We start from the raw sequence: 23,215 nt of genomic DNA, 5'->3' as shown, positions 1-23,215 counted from the left end.
GACAATGAAGAAAAAAATATTGGGTGTAATGATGATTGCGACAATGGCAGGTGGTATATTTGCAGGGACGAATGTGGCCCCTGTAAAAGCGGAAGAATATCCGGAAATGATTGTATTTGATGATGTTCCATACGGATTTTGGGCATATGATGCTATTTTAGATTTAGCTTATAATAAAATTATAGTTGGATACGGAAATGGAAAGTATGGTGTTGGAGACCTTACAACACGTGAACAAGTAGCTGGGGTTATTTACAAAACACTTGAAATGAAAGGCGAAGGGGCAACAACGAATCCATACAAAGATATTTCTGGCAGTTCAACTGATTTTCAAAAGGAAATTTTAGCGTTAACAAAACGTGGTGTTTTTAAAGGTGATACAAATGGAAACTTTAGACCGAAAGCGCCAATTACTCGAGCTGAAATGGCAGTAGTACTTCAAAAGGCATATACTTTCAAAGCAAAACAAAAGCATACATTTAAAGATGTACCAAAAGGACATTGGGCAGAAGAAGCAATTAGTGCACTGCAATCCAATCGAGTTGTGACAGGAACTGGAAAAGATATGTATGACTTAAATCGCCCTGTACCGAGAGAACAATATGCTCAGTTTATAAACAATGCGATTATTAATTATCATTTGAAAGAGGATTGGAAATAGAGTGAAACAAAAAAGCACAAATAGAACTATTTGTGCTTTTTTGTTTGTTCGTATCAGAATTATTATTCGTTTTTATGTATTTTTATTTTTGTGCATAAGCTTTATAATCAACTCCGTAAAAAAGACATGATGTGTAATATGATTCACAGAAATGTCACGAAATTTGTCGAAAGATCTATTGTCACTATATCATTTGTTATGTATATTTTAAAAAAACATATACATATTGGGGAGATAATTTGATGAGTAAAAAATTATTAAAAACAGCTACGGCATTAACAATTATGGGTGGAGTGTTATTCTCAGCAGAGAGTAATTATGTAAAAGCGGAAAGTGCACCGCTACAAAATACAAATACAATTGTATTTAAAGATGTACCAAAAGGACATTGGTCAGAAGAAGCAATTCATAATTTAGCGGCAAACGAAATTATATTTGGATATGGGGATGGAATTTTCGGTTTTGGAGATGACGTAACACGTGAACAAGTTGCAGCTCTAATTTATCGTGTGTTTGATATAGAAGAACAAGATGAATATGAAAACCCATATGGAGATATTGATGAAAATTCAACAAACTTTATTGAAGAGATATTAGCTTTAACGGAACTAGAAATTTTCATGGGAGACGAGCATGGAAACTTTAGACCGAAAGCAACGTTAACTCGTGCAGAAATGGCGCAAGTTCTTACGAATGCTTTTGATTTACAGGCGAAGGGATCGCATACGTTTAATGATGTTCCAGCAAATTCATGGGCAAAGAATGCAATTAGTGCAATACAAACAAATGGTATTACAGCGGGAATTGGCGATAATAAATTTGGCCCATCTATGAAAGTAACAAGAGAACAATACGCACAGTTTTTATACAAAGCAATGTTGCATGGTGCTAAAGAAGAACAGCAATAATTAAATAAGTAAAATAGAATGTATAAAAAGGTCATTGTTGTATAACAGTGGCCTTTTTTGTATGGAATAAAGCGCGAAAGAAAGGCATTTTGAAAAAAAATGAAATGAATTTTCAAAAAAAACTTCCTTTTCTGAAGATTTGTTATATAATATAAAACATAAAATCAAATCTGTTATAAAACAGTTTAAGAAGGGGATGCTAATATGTCGACGCAAACTTCACGGGTTACATTGCCCGGAGAAATGTTGCCAGCGTACAACGAAATATTGACACCTGAGGCGCTTAGTTTTTTGAAGGAACTACATGGAAATTTCAATGAGCGCCGCATAGAACTTTTACAAAAGCGTGCGGAGAAACAAAAGAGGATTGATGCAGGGGAGTTTCCGAAGTTTTTAGAAGAAACGAAGCACATACGTGAAGCGGATTGGACAATTGCTAAATTGCCAAAAGATTTAGAGGATCGCCGCGTAGAGATTACTGGCCCAGTAGATAGAAAGATGGTTATTAACGCTTTAAATTCAGGAGCACATCTTTTTATGGCGGATTTTGAAGATTCGAATTCACCAACTTGGGAAAATGCGATTGAAGGTCAAATAAACTTACGAGATGCAGTAAAGGGAACGATTTCACATAAAAATGAAAACGGAAAAGAATATCGTTTAAATAGTAAAACAGCAGTATTAATTGTGCGTCCAAGAGGATGGCATTTAGAAGAAAAACATATGCAAGTTGACGGAAAGAATATGTCTGGTAGCTTAGTAGATTTTGGACTTTATTTTTTCCATAATGCGAAAGCTCTTTTAGCAAAAGGAAGCGGTCCATACTTTTACTTACCGAAAATGGAAAGCCATTTAGAAGCAAGGTTATGGAATGATGTTTTCGTATTTGCTCAAAAATATATCGGTATTCCAAACGGAACGATCAAAGCCACGGTGTTACTGGAAACGATACATGCTTCGTTTGAAATGGATGAAATTTTGTATGAGCTTAAAGATCATTCTGCTGGATTAAATTGCGGAAGATGGGATTATATTTTTAGTTTTCTAAAGGGTTTCCGTAATCATAATGAATTTTTACTTCCAGATAGAGCGCAAGTCACGATGACGGCGCCGTTTATGCGCGCGTATTCTTTGAAAGTCATTCAAACGTGTCACCGTCGTAATGCACCAGCTATTGGAGGAATGGCAGCACAAATTCCAATTAAAAACAACCCAAAAGCGAATGAAGCAGCTTTTGAAAAAGTACGTGCGGATAAGGAGCGCGAAGCTTTAGACGGTCATGACGGGACTTGGGTTGCCCACCCGGGACTTGTGCCAGTCGCGATGGAAGTATTTAATCACATTATGAAAACGCCGAATCAAATTTTTAGAAAACGTGAAGAAATACATGTTACAGAAAAGGATTTATTAGAAGTACCAGTGGGAACGATTACAGAAGAGGGTCTTCGTATGAATATTAGCGTAGGCATTCAATATATCGCATCTTGGTTAAGCGGACGGGGAGCAGCACCAATTTATAACTTAATGGAAGATGCGGCAACAGCGGAAATTTCTAGGGCACAAGTATGGCAATGGATTCGCCATGAAGGTGGAAAATTAAATGATGGCCGTAATATTACATTTGAATTAATGGAAGAGCTAAAAGAAGAAGAGTTAGCAAAAATAGAAAGAGAGATTGGTAAAGAAGCCTTTAAGAAAGGGAGATTCCAAGAGGCGACAACGTTATTTACAAATCTTGTTCGGAGTGATGAATTCGTACCATTTTTAACATTACCGGGTTATGAAATTTTATAAAAAGTGAAAAGGGGATGGAACAAATGAAAAACGAAAGAATCGAGAAATTACAAGAAAGCTGGGAACTAGATACGCGCTGGAAAGGGATCACACGTCCATATTCGGCAGAAGATGTAATTCGCCTGCGCGGGTCAATTGATATCGAGCATACATTAGCGCGCCGCGGTGCTGAAAAGCTTTGGGCGTCGCTTCATACAGAAGATTACATTAACGCACTTGGCGCATTAACAGGAAACCAAGCGATGCAACAAGTAAAAGCTGGGTTAAAAGCAATTTATTTAAGTGGATGGCAAGTAGCAGCAGATGCAAACCTGTCTGGACATATGTATCCAGACCAAAGTTTATATCCAGCAAACAGCGTACCTGCTGTCGTAAAACGAATTAATCAAACGCTTCAACGTGCGGATCAAATTCAGCATATGGAAGGAAGCGGTGATACAGATTATTTCGTACCAATTGTAGCAGATGCAGAAGCTGGATTTGGCGGACAATTAAACGTATTTGAACTGATGAAAGGTATGATTGAAGCGGGTGCATCAGGTGTGCACTTTGAAGATCAATTATCTTCAGAGAAAAAATGCGGTCATTTAGGGGGAAAAGTATTACTACCAACGCAAACAGCGGTACGTAATTTAATTTCGGCACGCCTTGCTGCAGATGTAATGGGTGTACCGACAATTATCGTTGCAAGAACTGATGCGGATGCAGCTGATTTAATTACGAGCGATATTGATCCGGTTGATAAGGCGTTTATTACAGGAGAAAGAACACCAGAAGGATTTTACCGTACGAAAGCAGGTCTTGACCAAGCGATTGCACGTGGTTTAGCATACGCTCCTTATGCAGACCTCGTTTGGTGTGAAACATCTGAACCAAATTTAGAAGATGCAAAACGATTTGCGGACGCAATTCATAAAGAGCATCCAGGGAAATTGCTTGCATACAATTGTTCACCTTCATTTAACTGGAAACAAAAACTAGATGAGAAAACAATTGCGAGCTTCCAAAAAGAAATCGCATCTTACGGTTATAAGTTCCAGTTCGTAACACTTGCTGGATTCCACTCATTAAACTACGGCATGTTCGAATTAGCACGCGGCTATAAAGAGCGCGGCATGGCAGCGTACTCTGAACTACAACAAGCAGAAATCGCAGCAGAAAAACATGGCTACTCTGCAACTCGTCACCAACGAGAAGTAGGAACAGGTTACTTTGATGAAGTAGCACAAGTTATTACAGGTGGTACTTCATCAACGACAGCATTAAAAGGATCTACGGAAGAGGCGCAGTTTACGAAATAAAAGGAAGGGGCCCCTTTTTGAAGGGTGCCCCTTATTATTTTTCGCACGATTCGAGAGTAAATAAAAATATATCGACGATTTTCTCGATATATCTATCATAAATTAAAATATATCAACGATTTTTCTAATATATCGACGATTCGACAAAGGATATCGACTTACCGACAAAAAAAGACAATATGATCAAATCCACTCAGCTCCATGATCACGAATAAACTTCATATCTTTTTCATAATGTTCTAAATGTCCTTCGTCAATCATTCTTTGGAAATTTACGTCGCCTTCGTTTGCTTTTCTTTTCATATATGTACATAATGCTTCTAGACGTAGTAGTACCATACCTAAGTAATCTTCATCCATACTTTTACCGTAGGACTGGACGAATAATTTTATTCTTTCTTTCATACGGCCAGCATGTTGTGCCGATTCATAATGAATTGTCTCGTCTGATTCCGTATAATACACTCTACTTAAAGGCACGCAAGTATACAGTGTATAAGCGATATCCCAACTTCTTGGTCCAGGGGCAGCAACATCGAAATCAATAATTCCTACTGGCTTCTCGTTATTAAATATAATGTTATATATAGCAAAATCATTGTGGCATAAAACCTCAATATTATTTGGGGTATGGTCCATAGGTTTCCAATCATCTAATAACGGAAAGTCACTTACAGCATCATGATAAAGGCGAAGCATCTTTGCTATTTCTTTTAACACATCATTAGATCGCATATATTCTTTTAAAGGATAATTCCCAGCCTCTCCTTCAATAAAAGATAAAATCTCTCTATTTTTCTCATCTATACCTAAAAATTTTGGTGCGTAATGAAAACCTTTGTTTTCTAAATGCTGTAATAACTTATGAATTTTTACACTGTCTGGCTTCAATTCTCGCCGAACAGTATTTTTAGAACGATATACGTTTGAGACGTTTCCCCCTGTAAGCTTTTCTTCGTTTGTGTAGTTTGACATTTCATCCCCTCCAGTAAGTACTGTCAGATTACATTTTAACACTTAGAAAAAGGAATATAGTGGCATTCGAAAGATTTGTTTATTTTTATTCAAATAAGATATTGATAATTGCATACGTGATTTAATTTGTCAGTTATTTTCAAAAAAGATTGTACATTTTATTTTAATGTGCTATGATAATGTCAGTTGAATAGTTAAATTAAGCAATCCATATATTATCAAGTGCTGAAAACGAACGAGAAAAAGTATGTGAGAACTAGTTTATGTTTCGTATTTGATAATGTGTGGATTCTTTTTTTAGATAGGAAAACTAAAAATTTAAAAAAATGTATTTTCTTAGGAGGAAATAATTATGGCAGTAACAGGACAAGTAAAATGGTTTAACAACGAAAAAGGCTTCGGTTTCATCGAAGTTCCAGGCGAAAACGACGTATTCGTACACTTCTCTGCAATCGAAACTGAAGGTTTCAAATCTCTAGAAGAAGGTCAAAAAGTTAGCTTCGAAATCGAAGAAGGTAACCGTGGACCTCAAGCTAAAAACGTAATCAAACTATAATTTTATAGTTGATGATGGAAAAAAGGATGGCTAATGCCATCCTTTTTTTTAGGTTGTGGAGAAAGTTTTCCCAGAGCCTGTTTTTATATCTAAATCTCTTTTTCTATGTTACAACGGGTGAAAAATTATCTGGAATGCGTATTAGTTTCTGTAGAAGAATTAGTTCAGCAAGAGCATTTGCTGCGTATGATAGTAAATAACTATAAATTTGTATTCTCTGTTGAAATGGGGAAATCTTTTCCAGATAGACCTTGAGTATCATCTTTTTTGTTAGCATTGTTGTTAGAATTTTGTTCGTCTTGAGATAATGTTTCTAACATTTGTTCTTGCTCCTTACTAGGGGTATTCAGAGCATCTGATGGGACGCTATTAATCTGTTGGCTTAATAGACTTTTTTTCTCCATATTATACAGCTCCTTTTTGGAATTAGATAAAAAATGAATGTAATCATAAATAATCACTTACATATTTTGTGTTTTGAAGTGGAATTATATACAAAACTTATATTGCAGATTTAACGAGTTAAAAAGTTGCTAGTGATTTATAAAGGTGAAGTTCTTAATAAAAATGGGTAACATGTACAAGTACTTTTTAACGTAGTGGATAATTTTTTATATGTAATAATATTAGAAAATAAAGGGGATACAGGGACACTCGGAAGAAAATATGAATATGAAGAAGAGTAAAAGGCTTTCCAAAATAGAAAGCCTTTTACTCTTCTTTTTCAACTTTTTTCTTCGCGCTTTTCTTACATTCAGAGCATTTCGATTTACGAAAAGGCTTTGCAAAAAATAATAGAATGAAAAATAAAGCGAATATAATGCTAGCTGAGTTGTTCACGATCACAATGCTGCTATTTTTCATGTGAATCGTTGGTTGCATTTCTTTTTCTTTCATAGTGGACCTCCATATATTGGATTTTTATTTTAATTATAGCAAAGTTAATTGTCTTAATGATGCGAAATGAGGAAGTAGTTGTAAATATTTATAGGTAGTATAAATAGATTTTGTATAGGTTTATTATTATAAAAATAATATATTTTTATTTTATAATTTAAAAGGTGTTTGACAAATAATAAAGTATTGTAAAAAAGCGGAATCTGTAAGCCATTTCCTTTTCATAGATGCTAAAATTATACATGCAGCTGCTAATATAAATAGAAAAAAGGAGATAGTGGAATATGGAAAGTAAAGTAGAACGCTACGTCGAAAACTATGTTGTAAATAAAAATACAATGGCCTTACTTCCTGTAATTCTCAGTGAAAAGAAAATTGTTACGCGAGTTGTTGAAGTGCAAGACTCTTTTTTCGTATTTCAAAAACCTCTAGATATTATAGAAAGAAGTTGTCGCAAGCATGGTTCTAGTTTCTTAGGCAGAAAAGAAGGAACGAAAGAGTTAACTCACATTACACATAAAGCACCAATTGCAATTAGTCCGACCGATCAACTTTATTTTTTCCCTACCTATTCGTATTCTAGAAAAGAGTGCGCGTGGTTATCTCATTTTTATATTGAAAGCAATAAAGAATTAAAAGATGGAAACCTTATTATCCGATTTATAAATGGCTTTGCTGTGAAGTTAGAGATATCGAAAACTAGTTTTGAAAATCAACAAAATCGTACTGCGAAATTGCGAACGGAGTATGAAGATCGTAGGAAAAAACAAGGGAATCCTTGCTTTAAAGAGGTTGATCAAAGGGATGAATCAACATTAAGACCAGCTTATGAGAGAGTGTATGTTGTTAGAGAAGAGGATGTATGAGAGGAAAAGGATGAGGTGACTCATCCTTTTTGATTTCATTATATATACAGTTTACGCTGTAAGATTTATAAACAAAATGAGAGAATGTACAAACTTTTGTTCTCGAAGGGTTCAAGATAATATATAATTACAATAAAATGGGAAAATTATACATATTCACTTTAGTGTGAACATACAGTATATTTTTTCATCCTGTATAAAAAGGAGATGGTATGTTGAAAAGGAACCTGTTATTTTGGGCGCAATATATTCTTGCTTTGCCTATATTTTTTCTTACATTTGTGTTTACTAGTTTCACTGGTAGTCAGTTGATGATAGTCGCTGATAAACGATATTTTGTTTTCACACCTCAAAATACGACAGATTATAGTCAAATTAGTGAAATTGATAAATTGCTATTTGCTTTTTCAATTCAACCGTTTGTCACTATAGTATGTTTTCTGTCAATCGTGTATGTACTGACACTTATTGTCTTTCAAATTATTGAATGTAAGAAGAAAAGAAAGATATTACATAGCCTGCAATATATGATTCTTATACCAATTTTTCTTTATTTGTGGTTAGGAACGATGGAATTTTCCGCAGTTAATTTAACGTGGATAGATAACTGGAAAGATTATCTTATCTTCACTCCTGCAACTATAACGAATGAAGAAGATATATATATGATTGATAAATTTTTATACAAATTTCGAATGGTACCTATTCGGAGTACATTATTAATACTATCTTTCTTACATATGTTAATACTTATCGTGATTGACAGTGTACGCTTGCTAAAAAAAATGTTTGTAAGAACTAGCCATTAGAGGATTGTTTGAAGGTAAAATAATCATCCGTCGCTACCTATATGAAAAAGACTAATTATTACTTTTTGCATTTTCTTCTTTCTCATAAAATGTAACCATTAAGCTATAATCGGCGCATGTTATTTAAAATAACTTCACGTCCTGTCGAATATTGATAGATTATCATAGCATAATAATGAAGGAATTCTCATGAAAGATATGGAAACTTAATAATTACATCTCCATATGTCGTATCTACCATTTCCTCTTTCATATAGGCAATGATACAGTAGAGGTAGTACTTAGAGTAAAGGGGTAAAGTGTAGAATGGATTTTCAGACAATCAAAGAGTATTTTTCACCAGAAAATATGGATCATATTGTTGAAAGCTATAAAGCGTTCGGACCACTTCTTGGTATTGGGTTACCGATGATAGAGGCGCTAATTCCAGCATTGCCACTTATCGTATTTGTACTGGCGAATGCTGTTGCATTTGGATTTTGGCTCGGTTTTCTTTATTCTTGGCTTGGATCAGTAATGGGTGCCTTACTTGTTTTTTTCATAATCCGCCATTTTGGCCGAAGTCGTTTCTTTTCTTTTGTGAATAAGCATGAGAAAGTACGAAAGGCAATGGGATGGATTGAAAGGAAAGGGTTCGCGCCGATTTTCGTCATCTTTTGTTTTCCGTTTACACCGTCTGCGCTTATAAATGTTGTCGCTGGTCTATCACGCATTAGTGTAAAACAGTTTGGCCTTGCGCTTGCGTTCGGAAAGCTTGTGATGATTTTTATTTTAACGTATATCGGTCATGATTTAATGTCATTTATTCATAATCCAGTGAAATCAGTCATTGTAGCAATTGGTATTTTTATTTTATGGTATGTCGGTAAGAAAATCGAAGTAAAGTTAGAACTACATTAAGAATAGTCTTCTTTGTAAAGGAAAGCTTCATTATTAAAGGATAAGGGGAGAAGCGGATGAAGAAAACTTTGAAAAAAGAAGGCATAGAGTGGATACGAACAATTTTAATTGGTATATTATTAGCTGTATTTTTTCGAACGTTTTTCTTTTCAACGTACGTTGTAGAGGGGAAATCAATGATGCCGACATTGCAAGATGGCAATATGCTCGTTGTAAATAAGGTGAGTTATCAAGTGGGGGACTTGAATAGGTTTGATGTTGTTGTATTTCATGCGAACAAAAAAGAGGACTACGTAAAACGAATTATCGGTTTACCTGGGGATCATATTGAATATAAGCATGATAAACTATATATAAACGGACAATTCGTGGATGAACCTTATCTAGAGAAATATAAGAAAGAGATAAATGGACGACAACTAACAGGTGACTTTACGCTAGAAGAGTTAACGAAGGAAAAAACGGTGCCACCTGGATATATTTTTGTAGTAGGTGATAACCGCCTCGGGAGCTGGGATAGTAGACATTTTGGTTTTGTAAAAGCTGATACAGTTGTCGGTAAAGTTGATTTACGATATTGGCCAATTCAAGAGGTGCAAACGAATTTTTCAAAAGGTTGATATAATAGGTAGAAGTATAGAAAAAGACAAACTACTCCGTTTGTCTTTTTTCGTGTCCTATAATACAATTATAGTAGCAAACTAACGTTCGTTATGTAAGTGAAAGGTGGGGTTACATGTCACTTCGATTTGTGATTGGTAGAGCGGGAAGTGGAAAAAGTACACTTTGTTTACACGAAGTGCAAGAAGAGTTAAAGCAGCGTCCAAGAGGGGAAACAATATTATATCTTGTGCCAGAACAGATGACATTCCAAACGCAGCAGGCGTTAATTGGTAGTGAGGATGTTAGAGGTTCTATTCGGGCACAAGTTTTTAGTTTTTCACGATTAGCGTGGAAAGTATTGCAAGAAGTTGGCGGAGCGAGTCGTCTTCACATTGATGAAGCGGGCGTACATATGTTACTTCGTAAAATTGTAGAGTCTCGTAAAGATGGATTATCGGTATTCCAAAAAGCAGCGGAGCAAAATGGTTTCTTTGAACATCTTGGCAGTATGATTGCGGAGTTTAAACGATATAACGTGACGCCATCAAACGTATATGAAATGTGGCAACAATTAGATGCACACAGTAGCAGTGCTGAACAAAAGCTATTAGCGAATAAAGTGTATGATTTACAGTTATTATATGATGATTTTGAACGTGCTTTAATCGGAAAGTACTTAGATTCAGAAGACTATCTGCAATTGCTAGTGGAAAAGCTTCCGCAGTCTGAATATGTAAAGGGAGCTGAAATTTATATAGATGGCTTCCATTCGTTTTCACCGCAAGAACTAGAAATTGTAAGACAGCTTATGATTTGCGGTGCGAGAGTGACAATTACATTAACGATAGATGAAAAAACGTTAGCGCAGCCAGTAAATGAACTAGATTTATTTTATGAAACGACGTTAACGTATGAAAAAATAAAACAAGTAGCGCATGAAGAGAAAATAGAAATTGAAAAAACGATTCCGCTTATGGAACAACCGCGTTTTCATTCTCCAGCATTAGCGCATTTAGAAGCTCATTATGAAGCGCGTCCGAATGAGAAATTTAACGGGGAAGCAAGTGTAACGATTCATACAGCCGCGAATTTACGAGCTGAAGTAGAAGGCGTTGCTCGTGAAATTCGTAGACTTGTGGCAGATGAAGACTATCGTTACCGAGATATTGCAGTTCTTCTTCGTAACGGAGAAAGTTATTACGATGTAATGCGGACTCTATTTACAGATTATAATATCCCGCACTTTATCGATGAAAAACGCCCGATGTCACATCATCCGTTAGTAGAATGCATTCGTTCTGCACTCGAGATTATTAGCGGGAATTGGCGTTATGATGCAGTATTTCGCTGCGTGAAAACAGAGCTTTTATATCCATTAGACGTAAGAAAAGAAACGATGCGCGAAGAGATGGATGAGTTTGAAAACTACTGTTTAGCGTACGGTGTACAAGGGAAAAGATGGACTTCTGAAGATCCGTGGATGTATCGCCGCTATCGTTCTCTTGACGATACGGACGGGATGATTACAGACAGTGAACGTGAAATGGAAGAGAAAATAAATCGATTGCGTGACGTTGTAAGAACGCCTGTTATTCGTATGCAAAAAAGACTGAAGCGTGCGGGAACGGTTATGCAAATGTGCGAAGCTGTTTACTTATTTTTAGAAGAGCTTGACGTTCCGAAAAAATTAGAAGCATTACGTATTCGTGCAGAAGAGAGCGGAGATTTCTTATTTGCGACAGATCATGAACAAGTATGGGAAGAAGTAATGAGTCTTCTTGATACGTTCGTTGAGATGCTTGGCGAAGAAAAAATGTCACTTTCTATGTTCACAGACGTTATGTCGACAGGTCTTGAGGCGCTTCAATTCGCAAACATTCCGCCGTCATTAGACCAAGTGTTAATTGCGAATATTGATCGTTCTAGATTATCAAATGTGAAAGCAACATTCGTCATTGGAGTGAATGAAGGTGTGATTCCAGCAGCACCGATGGATGAAGGTATGCTTTCTGATGAAGAAAGAGATGTTCTTAGCGCTGCAGGTATTGAACTCGCACCAACGACGAGACAAACTTTATTAGAAGAACAGTTTGTTATGTACCAAATGGTAACGAGAGCAACTGAGAAATTATACATTTCATGCCCGCTTGCAGATGAGGAAGGAAAGACGTTACTTGCTTCTAGCTTTATTAAGAAAATAAAAAGAATGTTCCCTGATGTGAAAGATACATTTATTACGAACGACGTAAATGATTTATCACGTTCGGAACAAATTTCATATGTAGCAACACCAGAAGTAACGTTGTCATATGTTATGCAGCAACTTCAAACGTGGAAGCGATATGGATTTGAAGGCAACTTAGACTTTTGGTGGGATGTATATAATTTCTACGTTACTTCAGATGAATGGAAGCAAAAAAGTAGCCGCGTATTATCAAGCTTATTCTACCGAAATCGTGCGCAAAAGCTAAGTACAGCTGTAAGTAGAGATTTATACGGAGATAAAATAAAAGGAAGCGTTTCTCGTATGGAATTATTTAACCGTTGTGCGTACGCTCATTTTGCGCAGCACGGTTTATCGTTAAGAGAGCGTGATATTTTCAAACTTGATGCGCCAGATATCGGAGAGCTCTTCCATGCAGCGCTGAAGAGAATTGCAGATAGGCTATTACGTGAAAACCGTACTTGGGCGGATTTATCAATAAAAGAGTGTGAGCATCTTTCTGCTGTAGTAATAGAAGAGATTGCACCGTTATTACAAAGACAAATTTTATTAAGTTCAAACCGTCACTTCTATTTAAAACAAAAACTACAACAAATCATTTTCCGTACGTCAATCATTCTTCGTGAACATGCGAAGTCTAGCGGTTTCGTACCAGTTGATCTAGAAGTGCCATTTGGTATGGGCGGTACAGGATCACTTCCGCCAATGGAATTCTCCTTACCTAATGGTGTGAAGATGGAAGTAGTTGGCCGTATTGACCGTGTTGATAAGGCAGAAGATGAAAAGGGAACATTCCTACGTATTATTGACTATAAATCAAGCTCAAAAGCGTTAGACTTAACGGAAGTGTATTACGGATTAGCACTTCAAATGTTAACGTATTTAGATGTTGTTACTTCAAATGCGCATACGTGGATGAAAAAAGGCGGCACGGCATCACCAGCTGGTGTATTGTATTTCCACATTCATAACCCAATTGTGGAGGTAAAAGGTGACGCATCTGAAGCAGAAATTGAAAAAGAAATTTTAAAGAAATTCAAAATGAAAGGTCTCGTACTAGGAGATGCTGACGTTGTTCGTTTAATGGATAACAAACTTTCAACAGGAAGCTCTGATATTATTTCTGCTGGTCTGAAAAAAGACGGTAGTTTTAGTGCGCGTTCAAGTATTGCCAGTGAACAAGAGTTTAACGTCCTGCAAAAATACGTACACCATACGTTTGAAAATATCGGGAAAGACATTACAGAAGGCGTTATTGATATTGCTCCTTACAAAAAGGGGAATAAAGCGGCATGTACGTTCTGTAACTTCAAATCTGTTTGTCAGTTTGATGAATCACTTGAAGATAACCAATTCCGTACGCTAAAAGATATGAAAGATAGCGAAGCGATGGAGAAAATTAGAGAGGAGGTTGGCGGAGAATGATAGAAAATTGGCCTAAAAAACCAGAAGGTAGTCAGTGGACAGATGACCAGTGGAAAGCCGTTGTAGCGAACGGGCGTGATATTTTAGTTGCGGCTGCAGCAGGATCAGGTAAGACAGCAGTATTAGTTGAACGTATTATTAAAAAGATTATTAATGAAGCGAATCCAGTCGATGTCGACCGCCTGCTCGTTGTAACATTTACGAATGCAGCGGCGCAAGAGATGAAAAACAGAATTGGGGAAGCATTAGAAAAAGTATTAATTGATGAGCCTGGCTCTCAGCACATCCGAAAGCAGCTGAGCTTATTAAATAAAGCTTCCATTTCAACGATCCATTCATTTTGTTTACAAGTTATTAGAGGATACTATTACATGCTTGATGTTGATCCTCGTTTCCGCATTGCGAATCAAACAGAAAATGAATTGTTAAAAGAAGAAGTGTTAGATGACATATTAGAAGAAGAGTATGGGATAGAAGATAATACGATATTCTTTGAACTCGTTGATCGTTATACGAGTGACCGCAGTGACGATGATTTACAACGTATGATTTTAGCGCTTCATACAGAATCAAGAGCACATCCAAATCCGGAAAAATGGCTCGATAAATTAGTAGAAGCATATGACGTCGAAGGAAAGACAATTGAAGATTTAGTGTACGCCTCTTACTTATTAGAAGATGTGAAATTCCAGCTTGAAACAGCGGAACAGCATATTCGTAAAGCAACGGAACTCGCAATGCTTCCTGACGGTCCAGCGCCCCGTGTTGAAACCCTGCAAGCAGATTTAGTTTTACTTGGAACGTTATCATCAGCTGCTCGTGAGTCATGGACAAGCGTATATGAAGCGATGCAAAACGTATCGTGGCAAACGTTAAAGCGTATTAAGAAAAGCGATTATAACGAGGATGTTGTGAAACAAGTAGACTCTCTTCGTAATAAAGCGAAAGATGAAGTAAAGAAATTACAAGAAGAGCTATTTAGTCGCAAACCTGAAAGTTTCTTACGAGATTTTCAAGATATGCATCCTGTATTAGAAAAACTCGTACAGCTTGTAAAAGTATTTACAGAGCGTTTCCAAGCGATGAAGCGAGATAAAGGAATGGTCGATTTCACAGATTTAGAGCATTTCTGTTTACAAATTTTAAGCGAACAAAGTGAAGACGGTGAAATGAAGCCATCAGCTGTAGCGCTTCAATATCGTAATAAATTTGCTGAAGTATTAGTCGATGAATATCAAGATACGAACTTCGTACAAGAATCAATTATTAAATTCGTAACGAAAGATTCTGAGAGTGAAGGAAACTTATTCATGGTTGGTGACGTGAAGCAGTCGATTTATCGTTTCCGACTAGCAGAACCAGGATTATTCTTAGGGAAGTATAAACGTTTCACGCAAGAAGGATTAGGTGGCGGAATGAAGATTGACTTAGCGAAAAACTTCCGTAGTCGTCATGAAGTGTTAGCAGGTACAAACTTTATTTTCAAACAAATTATGGGCGAAGAAGTTGGGGAAATCGATTACGATGCTGACGCTGAATTAAAGCTAGGTGCTAGTTATCCAGAAGGTGAAGATGTAGCAGCTGAACTATTGTGCATTCAGCAAACAGAAGAAGAAGTAATAGACGGTGAAGAAGGTGCGGAAGTAGAAAAAGCACAGCTTGAAGCACGTCTTATGGCGCAGCGCATTAAAGCGATGGTTGATTCAGGTTATGAAGTGTATGATCGTAAAACGGATAGTATGCGCCCTGTACAATACCGCGACTTCGTTATTTTACTTCGCTCCATGCCGTGGGCACCGCAAATTATGGAAGAGTTAAAATTGCAAGGAATTCCAGTATACGCTGATCTTGCGACTGGTTACTTTGAAGCGACAGAAGTAAATATTATGATGAACGTATTCCGCGTTATTGATAATCCGATGCAAGATATTCCGCTTGCAGCAGTACTTCGTTCCCCAATCGTTGGATTAAATGATGAAGAACTTGCAACGCTTCGTGCTCATGGGAAGAAAGGATCGTTTTATGAAGTAATGAGCTCATTCTTAAAAGGGGCACCGCTTGAAGAAGAAAAAGAACTACATGATAAATTAGAGTGGTTCTATAACTTATTACAAGGATGGCGTGAATTTGCGCGCCAACAGTCTCTTTCTGATTTAATTTGGAAAGTGTACGGTGAGACAGGTTATTATGACTTTGTCGGTGGTTTACCAGCTGGAAAGCAAAGGCAAGCAAACTTGCGTGTACTATATGACCGCGCAAGACAATATGAAGCAACATCGTTTAGAGGACTATTCCGCTTCTTACGCTTTATTGAGCGTATTTTAGAACGCGGTGATGATATGGGTACGGCGAGAACTTTAGGTGAACAAGAAGATGTCGTTAGCATTATGACAATTCATAAAAGTAAAGGACTTGAGTTTCCAGTCGTATTTGTCGCTGGACTTGGTCGTCGCTTTAATACACAAGACTTAATGAAGCGTTTCTTACTGCATAAAGACTTCGGTTTTGGTTCGCAATTTATCGATCCTCGTAAACGAATTAAATATACGACATTATCACAACTTGCAATTAAGCGTAAAATGAAAATGGAATTAATCGCGGAAGAAATGCGCGTCTTATACGTAGCGTTAACACGTGCAAAAGAGAAGTTAATTTTAATTGGAACGGTTAAGGATGCAACTAAGGAAATGGAAAAATGGCTGGATGCGAGAGAGCATAGTGAATGGTTATTACCAGATCATATACGTGCCGGAGCGTCTTGCTACTTAGACTGGATTGCACCTTCATTATATAGGCACCGTGATAGTGAAATACTTCTTGAATTAGGACAAGGAAGTGTTCCAGATGAAATTTATGGGTATGACACTAGCTGGAAAGTAGAAGTTGTTGACGGTAACACGTTACTCGCGCCAGAACCGGTTCAAGAAGAGAAACAAGAATTGTTAGAAGCACTTCGTGAGAAAAAGGCCGTTCCCCTGCAAAGTGAACGGAAAGAAGAGGTGTACGATAGATTAATGTGGAAGTACGGATATGAGGAAGCGACATCTCATCGTGCGAAGCAATCTGTTACAGAAATAAAGAGAAATTATCAATCTGAAGAAGGTAGCGATAATGCCTTTATTAAAAAAATACGTGCACCAATTAGGACAGGTCCTCGTTTTATGGAGAAAAAGGGATTAACATATGCAGAGCGCGGAACAGCAGTACATGCCGTTATGCAGCATGTTGATTTGAAGAAGCCGATTACAGAAGAAGTGATTCGGGAGCAAATTGCTGGAATGGTAAATAAAGAATTATTAACATTCGAGCAGGCGGAAGAAATTGCGATTGAAAAAGTAATTTCATTCTTTGATAGTGACCTAGGTAAAAGGGTATTAGCGGCGAAAAGTGTTGAGCGTGAAGTACCATTTACGATGATGCTTGCAGCAGAAGAAGCGTATCAAGATTGGCAAGGGCAGAGCGGGGAATCCATTCTTGTCCAAGGGGTTATTGACTGCATGATTGAAGAGGAAGATGGTATTACTTTAATCGACTTTAAAACGGATACGATTGAAGGGAAGTTCCCAGGTGGATTTGATCAAGCGAAACCAATTTTAGAAGAGCGATATAAAGTCCAGCTTTCGTTATATGCAAAGGCACTTGAGAAAAGCTTACAACACCCTGTGAAAGAGAAATGTTTATACTTCTTTGATGGTAATCATGTTATAAAAGTTGAGGAATAGAGGGGCTTGCAAATGGTAACGGAAAAAACGTTAAGAACGTGTGAAAAAGGACATGAGTACTATAAAAGTAGCGATTGTCCAACTTGCCCAACCTGTGAGAAAGAGAGAACGCCAAAAGAAGGGTTTCTTTCCCTTCTTTCAGCGCCAGCAAGAAGGGCGCTAGAGCATCATGGAATTCATACTGTAGAAGAACTCTCAAAGTATAGCGAGAAAGAAATTTTAAAACTACATGGTATGGGACCTGCGTCGATGCCGAAGCTTAGAAAGGCTTTGGAGGAACAAGGATTATCATTTAAATAAAAAGAGTGCTATGCTCTTCTAGAAGAAATAGAAAAGAGTCCATCACGTTAGATGGACTCTTTTACTATCTACCTATAAAGAGTAATTACAGGGTAACTGTTTGATTAAGCTGTTCCAATCTGGTCTTGATCCGCCACATCAGAATCAAACGTATTTGTTGCACTAACACCGTTAAAAGTATTCACGACAAATCCAACATTGGAAGCTCCAGATCCATTATAAGCTTTCGTATTTTCTTTCGGAGAAACGTTATAAAAATCCCCTAAATTGAAAGAACCATTACTGTTTTGCACGACGAGATTTCCAACAACAGAAGGCATACCATCCACCTACTTTACTAAACTTTGTAATTACTATATGAATTATTGTGCGGAAGGTTCATCTGTAATATATTGGCGAATTTGCATAATACGAGAGTTATTAAAAACATAATCAACATTTCCAATTTGAAATCCACCAGAGTTTAAAAGTGTGCGCAATTCAACATTATTTACTTCAATAAAAGGACATTCATTTACAATGTTTAAATTTACATTTGTCGTTCGTTTTGGGATTGTGATGTGTTCATCTGTAAAGATTTCAAATGCATCTAAGCGACCTTCGTCTTTTATATAACAAGGGAATTCCCGGTGAACGGCAAGAGCTCTACTTTTTAATTCCATTTGATTGGCATCTCCAACTTGAAATACGGCAGCAATCCCTAACGAAACAATAGAAACATTTTGGACAATAGACACGTGATGTAACATAATTTCTCAGTCTCCTTAACCTGGAGTAGGAGGGACATCTGTTACTAATGGCACAAATGGACCCTCTGTAACAGTTTCAAACGGCGTATCAAGAATAGAAGATAGAATGAGGAAATTTGCATCCCCAATTAAAAAGAGTGCGGACGACGATACACCGTTCATTTTAATCTGTCCGACTTTGAACTCGCGGTTTACAACGTTAAGGTTCATACATACTTACTCCTTTCGGAAATTGCCCGGTATGTGTTGAATAAAAGAGAGGAAGGCTTTGTCGATATCATGTTTCATAGCTTGGATAATGATATCTCGTAAATAATCTGGATCTGTTGAAATCCCTTCATGTGATTGTGCTTGTGATAAATAATAAGGAAGTCTATGCTCCATCTGTTTCTTTATGTCGTCAACCATCATTTGTCGATACATTTCATCGAGCGGCGTTCTCTCTTCTTGTTCAAAATGGAGAATTCGATTATATGCTTCTTCATCTAAGTAACGATGCATTTCCTGAAGGATACCTTGGTAAAAGTCTGGGTTTGTATCTGTTTCAGGATTGACCTTCAAAGTTTCCGTGTCAACTTGAAAATCCTCAATTTGTTGTCCTTTTGTTGAAAATGGATTTAATCCAATATTTAAAGTGCCATTTAAATTTTCTACTTTTAATTGATCGAATTTATATTCCACTTTTCCTATAGAAGAGGAGGGGCGACTTTTTAATTCATTAAGCTCTTCTTGTAATTGACGAACTTGATCTTCTAAGTTAAGAATGGTCGCTTGTTGTGCTTGAAGAGCTTGTTGAAGTTGGTGTAAGTAAGTATATATATCTTGATTCATTTGTGAAACCTCCTTTTCAATAGGGAGGGTAAATATATTCCTACTATATATTTATGACAAGGATGTCTTAAGAAGAACTAGTTGATGGTTTGATAGAAATAATTTGTCCTTTTGCCTGTAATGGGCGAAGGGGTTCTGTAAATCCGCCAGTATTTGAGAATTTAGATAGGGCTTTAATACTTCCGGCAGTACCAATTTGGAATACAGAAGAGGTTGTAATGCTATCAATTTTAATACTGTTAATGATGATGCTTTGGTTTACATAAAAATTCAATACAATCGCCCCCTTTAAGTTGAACCAATTATCGCTTGATCAACGACATCTGAATCATTAACAGTCGTTGCGCTTTGATAATTGTAGACAGAAACGTTATCTCCAACGTTAAAAGAGCCGGCCCCAGCGAAAGCGCGTGAATAACTAATAGGCCTAATCGCAAATACATCTCCAATATGAAAAATACCACTTGATCCAATATTGACGATACGAATATGTCCGACCATAGCTGGCATACAAAACACCTTTCGTTTTTAAAATTTTCTTTTCTATTATTGTATGGGCGTTTTCAATAAAATGTGTGTTTTTTTGAAATAAAAGAAACACACACGTTATTGTGTGTGCGTGTCGAGTGTTTGGTTAGGGTGAACATCCGTATGTACATGCCAAATTACATTTAAGAGTTTGTCCAGTTCTTGGCTGCAGTCCACTGTTTTTTGAGAAGTCATTCCATAGCGTTCAGCAAAATAAATCATTTTTTCACGTTTTTTTTCAATCGCTTGCTCAAACATTGAAATCGGCTCCATCTCTAAATGAAATTTTTAGTATATATGTAGTACATATTATACGGAAATTCCATAAAAAAGAAATATGTTCGTTAAAAAAAGTAAAATTTCTACATTTTATGCCAAATAATAAAGGAGTAACGAATAGGGTATGAGAAGAATATTGTAAAAATTAGCGTGTATGAGAAGGTTTTTTTCTTACGGATGCGAATACAATTAAAAGGTATGAGTTTTAGGATGGAGAGTGGAAATGTTGCGTTTGGTAACGGCGAAAAAAGAAGAAAAGGTATTTGTAGGTATTGTGGATGAAGAAGAAGAAAAGGTATTGCACTTAAGAGAAGCGCAAAGGCAAAAGGGAGAAAAGGTTACAATCCCTATTACAATGTTAGAATGTATTGAAAGAGGAACCGAATGTGTTGAAAAAATGTGTGAAATTGTCAATTGGGCGAAGGAAAATGAAGGAACGGTGTATTACCCGTTAACTGAGGTGAAAATATTAGCACCAATTCCAAGGCCAAGGAAGAATATTTTGTGCGTTGGAAAAAATTATCGTGAGCATGCGATGGAAATGGGCGGCGTAGAGTCAATTCCAGAAAATATAATGATCTTTACGAAAGCACCAACGACAGTGATTGGAATGGATGAAAAAATTAATAGTCATCCCCACGCAACAAATGAATTAGACTATGAAGGGGAACTAGCTATCGTCATTGGTAAGCGAGGGAAACAAATAAAAAAAGAAAAAGCGCTTGAGCATGTTTTTGGTTATACCATTATAAATGATATAACTGCTCGCGATATTCAAAGGAAGCATAAGCAATTTTTCCTTGGAAAAAGTTTCGATACATTTTGTCCGATGGGACCGTATTTAATTCATAAATCGATGGTTAGTGCGCCAAATGCGTTACACATTGAAACGGTAGTAAATGGAGAAGTAAGACAAACTTCAAATACAAATAAAATGATTTTTTCAATAGAAGAAATCATTTCAACGATAAGTAAAGGAATGACATTAGAACCAGGAGATATTATCGCAACAGGAACCCCGGCTGGTGTTGGAAAAGGTTTCACACCACCGAAGTTTTTGCATGCCGGTGATGAAGTAGTTGTTACAGTAGAAGGAATTGGTACTTTGCGAAATGTAGTGAAGTGAAGAAAAGAGCTATCTTATTAATAAGATAGCTCTTTTCTATGGTCTTGGGTGATAGAGGTAATCGATAACGGAAAAAGTGTAAAGACCAATGACTGCAAGTGTACAAATGCCAAATAGTATAACCGTAAGTGCGCATTTTTCGCGTCCAAAACCAATGATAGTAAGAATAACAGTAGTCCAAAATGATGCTTTCAGTAGTGTGAATGTAGTGGGAGTTGAGTAGTGACTAAGCGATGTTACGGAAAGTAGGAAGCCAAAGAATGTAACTAAAAGAAAAGTTGTAGCTAAATAGTTAATATGTTTGCCGTATCTTAATAACATATCGCACCTCCTTTATGAATTTAAAATACAGAAAATTACAATTTTATTTTAGTATAAATCAATATAAAATGAAAGAGGTTGTCCCAACATGTAGGACAACCTCTCTATTATTACGATAATACAGCTTTAATTTTTTGGAATGCCCACTCTAAATCTTCTTCAGAGATTACTAGAGGTGGTGCGATACGAATTACGTTTTCGTGTGTTTCTTTACATAACAGTCCAGCTGCTTTTAGTTGTTCACAGTAAGGGCGAGCTGGCTCGTTTAATTCGATACCGATAAATAAACCTTTACCGCGAACTTCAGTAATCATTGGGTTATCGATTTCTTTTAATTGTCCAACTAATTTTTCACCTAATTGAAGAGAACGCTCTGTTAATTTTTCTTCTTCTAACACTTCAAGAGCTGCGATAGAAACAGCACATGCAAGTGGATTACCACCGAATGTAGAACCGTGAGAACCTGGCTCAAATACCCCTAAAATGTCGCGGTTTGCTGCAACGCAAGAGATTGGGAATACGCCGCCGCCAAGCGCTTTACCAAGTATGTACATGTCAGGAGTTACACCGTCCCAGTCACAAGCAAATACTTTACCAGTACGGCCTAAGCCAGTTTGGATTTCATCTGCTACGAATAAAACGTTTTCTTTTTTACATACTTCAAGAGCTTCTTTTAAGAAACCAGCTGGGGGGATGTTAATCCCTGCTTCACCTTGGATTGGCTCTAAAATGAATGCAGCTGTGTTTGGTGTAATAGCAGCTTTTAACGCTTCTAAATCACCGTAAGGAATTACAACGATGCCAGGAAGCATTGGACCGAATCCGCGCTTGTACTCTTCGTTTGAAGACATAGAAACAGCACCCATCGTACGTCCGTGGAAGTTATCTTCACAAACGATAATTTCAGCACGGTTTGCTTCTACTTTCTTCACATCATAAGCCCAGCGGCGAGCTGTTTTAATTGCAGTTTCAACAGCTTCTGCACCTGTATTCATTGGAAGTACCATTTCTTTATTAGTTAGTTTCGCAACTTTTTCGTACCAAGGACCTAATTGATCGCTATGGAAAGCACGAGAAGTTAACGTAACACGATTAGCTTGGTCAATTAAAGCGTTAATAATTTTTGGGTGACGATGACCTTGGTTTACTGCAGAATATGCACTTAATAAGTCCATATAGCGGTTTCCTTCAGGATCTTCTACCCAAACGCCTTCTGCTTTAGAAATAACGATTGGAAGTGGGTGATAGTTATTTGCACCGTATGTGTCTGTAAGTTCGATAATATCCTTAGTTTGAATCATGATTGTTCCCCCTTTTGTTATTACAAGAAGTTTGTAAATACTCTAAATATTATAGCATTTAAATGTAAAAAAGCGAAACATTTCCTGAAAATAAATGAACATGTTATCATATAGAGTGAAAAAGTGTGAAAAGAGGAGG

At 36.8% G+C, this 23,215-nt stretch carries 24 protein-coding genes and 1 pseudogene; 13 read left to right on the top strand and 12 right to left on the bottom strand.

The genetic code is table 11. The features are described from left to right. Positions 1-4 precede the first annotated feature (4 nt). The 4 genes and pseudogenes from PDQ33_RS02300 (at position 5) to aceA (ending at position 4,664) form a co-directional block, all read left to right on the top strand. Positions 5-661, top strand: coding sequence for an S-layer homology domain-containing protein (locus PDQ33_RS02300; RefSeq protein ID WP_061131522.1), 657 nt, complete (start codon positions 5-7; stop codon positions 659-661). A 129-nt stretch (positions 662-790) separates the two neighbouring features. Beyond that, positions 791-1,569 (top strand): annotated as a pseudogene (locus PDQ33_RS02295) (S-layer homology domain-containing protein). A 204-nt stretch (positions 1,570-1,773) separates the two neighbouring features. Beyond that, positions 1,774-3,363: a malate synthase A gene (gene aceB, locus PDQ33_RS02290; RefSeq protein WP_048557247.1), complete on the top strand. Its 1,590-nt coding sequence runs from the start codon at positions 1,774-1,776 to the stop codon at positions 3,361-3,363. A gap of 23 nt (positions 3,364-3,386) precedes the next feature. Next, positions 3,387-4,664 carry an isocitrate lyase gene (gene aceA, locus PDQ33_RS02285; protein ID WP_061131523.1) on the top strand — a complete coding sequence of 426 codons (1,278 nt, stop codon included), beginning with the start codon at positions 3,387-3,389 and terminating at the stop codon, positions 4,662-4,664. A gap of 183 nt (positions 4,665-4,847) precedes the next feature. Here aceA and PDQ33_RS02280 read toward each other — a convergent pair whose 3' ends face one another. Then, the gene (locus PDQ33_RS02280; protein WP_061131524.1) at positions 4,848-5,639 is read right to left on the bottom strand and encodes a phosphotransferase; all 792 of its coding nucleotides are present in this window, start codon (positions 5,637-5,639) and stop codon (positions 4,848-4,850) included. Positions 5,640-5,991: 352 nt separating this feature from the next. Between PDQ33_RS02280 and cspA the strand changes: the two genes are divergently transcribed. Beyond that, positions 5,992-6,195 carry an RNA chaperone/antiterminator CspA gene (cspA, locus tag PDQ33_RS02275; protein WP_000301522.1) on the top strand — a complete coding sequence of 68 codons (204 nt, stop codon included), beginning with the start codon at positions 5,992-5,994 and terminating at the stop codon, positions 6,193-6,195. 200 nt (positions 6,196-6,395) lie between these two features. On the opposite strand, the gene PDQ33_RS02270 is transcribed toward cspA, so the two are convergent. Both PDQ33_RS02270 and PDQ33_RS02265 read right to left on the bottom strand, forming a co-directional pair. Continuing rightward, on the bottom strand, positions 6,396-6,599 hold the full coding sequence (locus PDQ33_RS02270; protein ID WP_000412673.1) for a hypothetical protein: 204 nt from the start codon (positions 6,597-6,599) through the stop codon (positions 6,396-6,398). Between the two features lie 307 nt (positions 6,600-6,906). Further along, the gene (locus tag PDQ33_RS02265) at positions 6,907-7,092 is read right to left on the bottom strand and encodes a hypothetical protein (RefSeq protein ID WP_000659565.1); all 186 of its coding nucleotides are present in this window, start codon (positions 7,090-7,092) and stop codon (positions 6,907-6,909) included. Positions 7,093-7,376: 284 nt separating this feature from the next. Between PDQ33_RS02265 and PDQ33_RS02260 the strand changes: the two genes are divergently transcribed. The 7 genes from PDQ33_RS02260 (at position 7,377) to PDQ33_RS02230 (ending at position 17,941) form a co-directional block, all read left to right on the top strand. After that, on the top strand, positions 7,377-7,958 hold the full coding sequence (locus tag PDQ33_RS02260; protein WP_000444431.1) for a competence protein ComK: 582 nt from the start codon (positions 7,377-7,379) through the stop codon (positions 7,956-7,958). 212 nt (positions 7,959-8,170) lie between these two features. Continuing rightward, entirely contained in the window at positions 8,171-8,767 is a 597-nt protein-coding gene (locus PDQ33_RS02255; RefSeq protein ID WP_061131526.1) for a DUF4306 domain-containing protein, read from the top strand. A gap of 306 nt (positions 8,768-9,073) precedes the next feature. After that, positions 9,074-9,667, top strand: coding sequence for a TVP38/TMEM64 family protein (locus tag PDQ33_RS02250; protein ID WP_000347516.1), 594 nt, complete (start codon positions 9,074-9,076; stop codon positions 9,665-9,667). A gap of 56 nt (positions 9,668-9,723) precedes the next feature. Then, positions 9,724-10,287 carry a signal peptidase I gene (gene lepB, locus PDQ33_RS02245; protein ID WP_061131527.1) on the top strand — a complete coding sequence of 188 codons (564 nt, stop codon included), beginning with the start codon at positions 9,724-9,726 and terminating at the stop codon, positions 10,285-10,287. A gap of 116 nt (positions 10,288-10,403) precedes the next feature. Further along, entirely contained in the window at positions 10,404-13,919 is a 3,516-nt protein-coding gene (addB, locus tag PDQ33_RS02240) for a helicase-exonuclease AddAB subunit AddB (RefSeq protein WP_270754588.1), read from the top strand. After that, positions 13,916-17,641 carry a helicase-exonuclease AddAB subunit AddA gene (addA, locus tag PDQ33_RS02235; RefSeq protein ID WP_270754587.1) on the top strand — a complete coding sequence of 1,242 codons (3,726 nt, stop codon included), beginning with the start codon at positions 13,916-13,918 and terminating at the stop codon, positions 17,639-17,641. The genes addB and addA overlap by 4 nt, the downstream gene beginning before the upstream one ends. Positions 17,642-17,653: 12 nt before the next feature. Next, positions 17,654-17,941, top strand: a complete 288-nt coding sequence (locus PDQ33_RS02230) for an RNA polymerase alpha subunit C-terminal domain-containing protein (RefSeq protein ID WP_061131529.1) — start codon at positions 17,654-17,656, stop codon at positions 17,939-17,941. A 104-nt stretch (positions 17,942-18,045) separates the two neighbouring features. Here the strand turns inward: PDQ33_RS02230 and gerPF are convergent, their stop codons facing one another. The 7 genes from gerPF to PDQ33_RS02195 all read right to left on the bottom strand — a co-directional run bounded on the left by gerPF (position 18,046) and on the right by PDQ33_RS02195 (position 20,307). Further along, positions 18,046-18,261, bottom strand: a complete 216-nt coding sequence (gene gerPF / locus PDQ33_RS02225; protein WP_001141566.1) for a spore germination protein GerPF — start codon at positions 18,259-18,261, stop codon at positions 18,046-18,048. Between the two features lie 42 nt (positions 18,262-18,303). Then, a complete protein-coding gene (locus tag PDQ33_RS02220; protein ID WP_270754586.1) occupies positions 18,304-18,690 on the bottom strand; it encodes a spore germination protein GerPE in 387 nt (128 codons plus the stop codon). Positions 18,691-18,705: 15 nt separating this feature from the next. Beyond that, positions 18,706-18,900, bottom strand: coding sequence for a spore germination protein GerPD (gerPD, locus tag PDQ33_RS02215; protein ID WP_001052802.1), 195 nt, complete (start codon positions 18,898-18,900; stop codon positions 18,706-18,708). A gap of 6 nt (positions 18,901-18,906) precedes the next feature. Further along, positions 18,907-19,521 carry a spore germination protein GerPC gene (gene gerPC, locus PDQ33_RS02210; RefSeq protein WP_001070747.1) on the bottom strand — a complete coding sequence of 205 codons (615 nt, stop codon included), beginning with the start codon at positions 19,519-19,521 and terminating at the stop codon, positions 18,907-18,909. A gap of 67 nt (positions 19,522-19,588) precedes the next feature. Beyond that, positions 19,589-19,795: a spore germination protein GerPB gene (gene gerPB / locus PDQ33_RS02205; RefSeq protein WP_001012508.1), complete on the bottom strand. Its 207-nt coding sequence runs from the start codon at positions 19,793-19,795 to the stop codon at positions 19,589-19,591. A 14-nt stretch (positions 19,796-19,809) separates the two neighbouring features. Beyond that, a complete protein-coding gene (gene gerPA, locus PDQ33_RS02200; protein ID WP_001111188.1) occupies positions 19,810-20,031 on the bottom strand; it encodes a spore germination protein GerPA in 222 nt (73 codons plus the stop codon). Between the two features lie 96 nt (positions 20,032-20,127). After that, positions 20,128-20,307, bottom strand: a complete 180-nt coding sequence (locus PDQ33_RS02195; protein ID WP_071729538.1) for an aspartyl-phosphate phosphatase Spo0E family protein — start codon at positions 20,305-20,307, stop codon at positions 20,128-20,130. 244 nt (positions 20,308-20,551) lie between these two features. Between PDQ33_RS02195 and PDQ33_RS02190 the strand changes: the two genes are divergently transcribed. Continuing rightward, the gene (locus PDQ33_RS02190) at positions 20,552-21,454 is read left to right on the top strand and encodes a fumarylacetoacetate hydrolase family protein (protein WP_270754582.1); all 903 of its coding nucleotides are present in this window, start codon (positions 20,552-20,554) and stop codon (positions 21,452-21,454) included. Between the two features lie 36 nt (positions 21,455-21,490). Here the strand turns inward: PDQ33_RS02190 and PDQ33_RS02185 are convergent, their stop codons facing one another. Both PDQ33_RS02185 and rocD read right to left on the bottom strand, forming a co-directional pair. Further along, complete coding sequence (locus PDQ33_RS02185; RefSeq protein WP_270394137.1) at positions 21,491-21,775, bottom strand: hypothetical protein; 285 nt, start codon at positions 21,773-21,775, stop codon at positions 21,491-21,493. A 110-nt stretch (positions 21,776-21,885) separates the two neighbouring features. Further along, positions 21,886-23,076, bottom strand: coding sequence for an ornithine aminotransferase (rocD, locus tag PDQ33_RS02180; RefSeq protein WP_000616655.1), 1,191 nt, complete (start codon positions 23,074-23,076; stop codon positions 21,886-21,888). Positions 23,077-23,215 lie beyond the last annotated feature (139 nt).

It is taken from the genome of Bacillus cereus group sp. Bc031 (assembly GCF_027716265.1).
Taxonomy (GTDB): domain Bacteria; phylum Bacillota; class Bacilli; order Bacillales; family Bacillaceae_G; genus Bacillus_A; species Bacillus_A paranthracis.
This window is presented reverse-complemented; position numbering and strand designations above follow the sequence as displayed.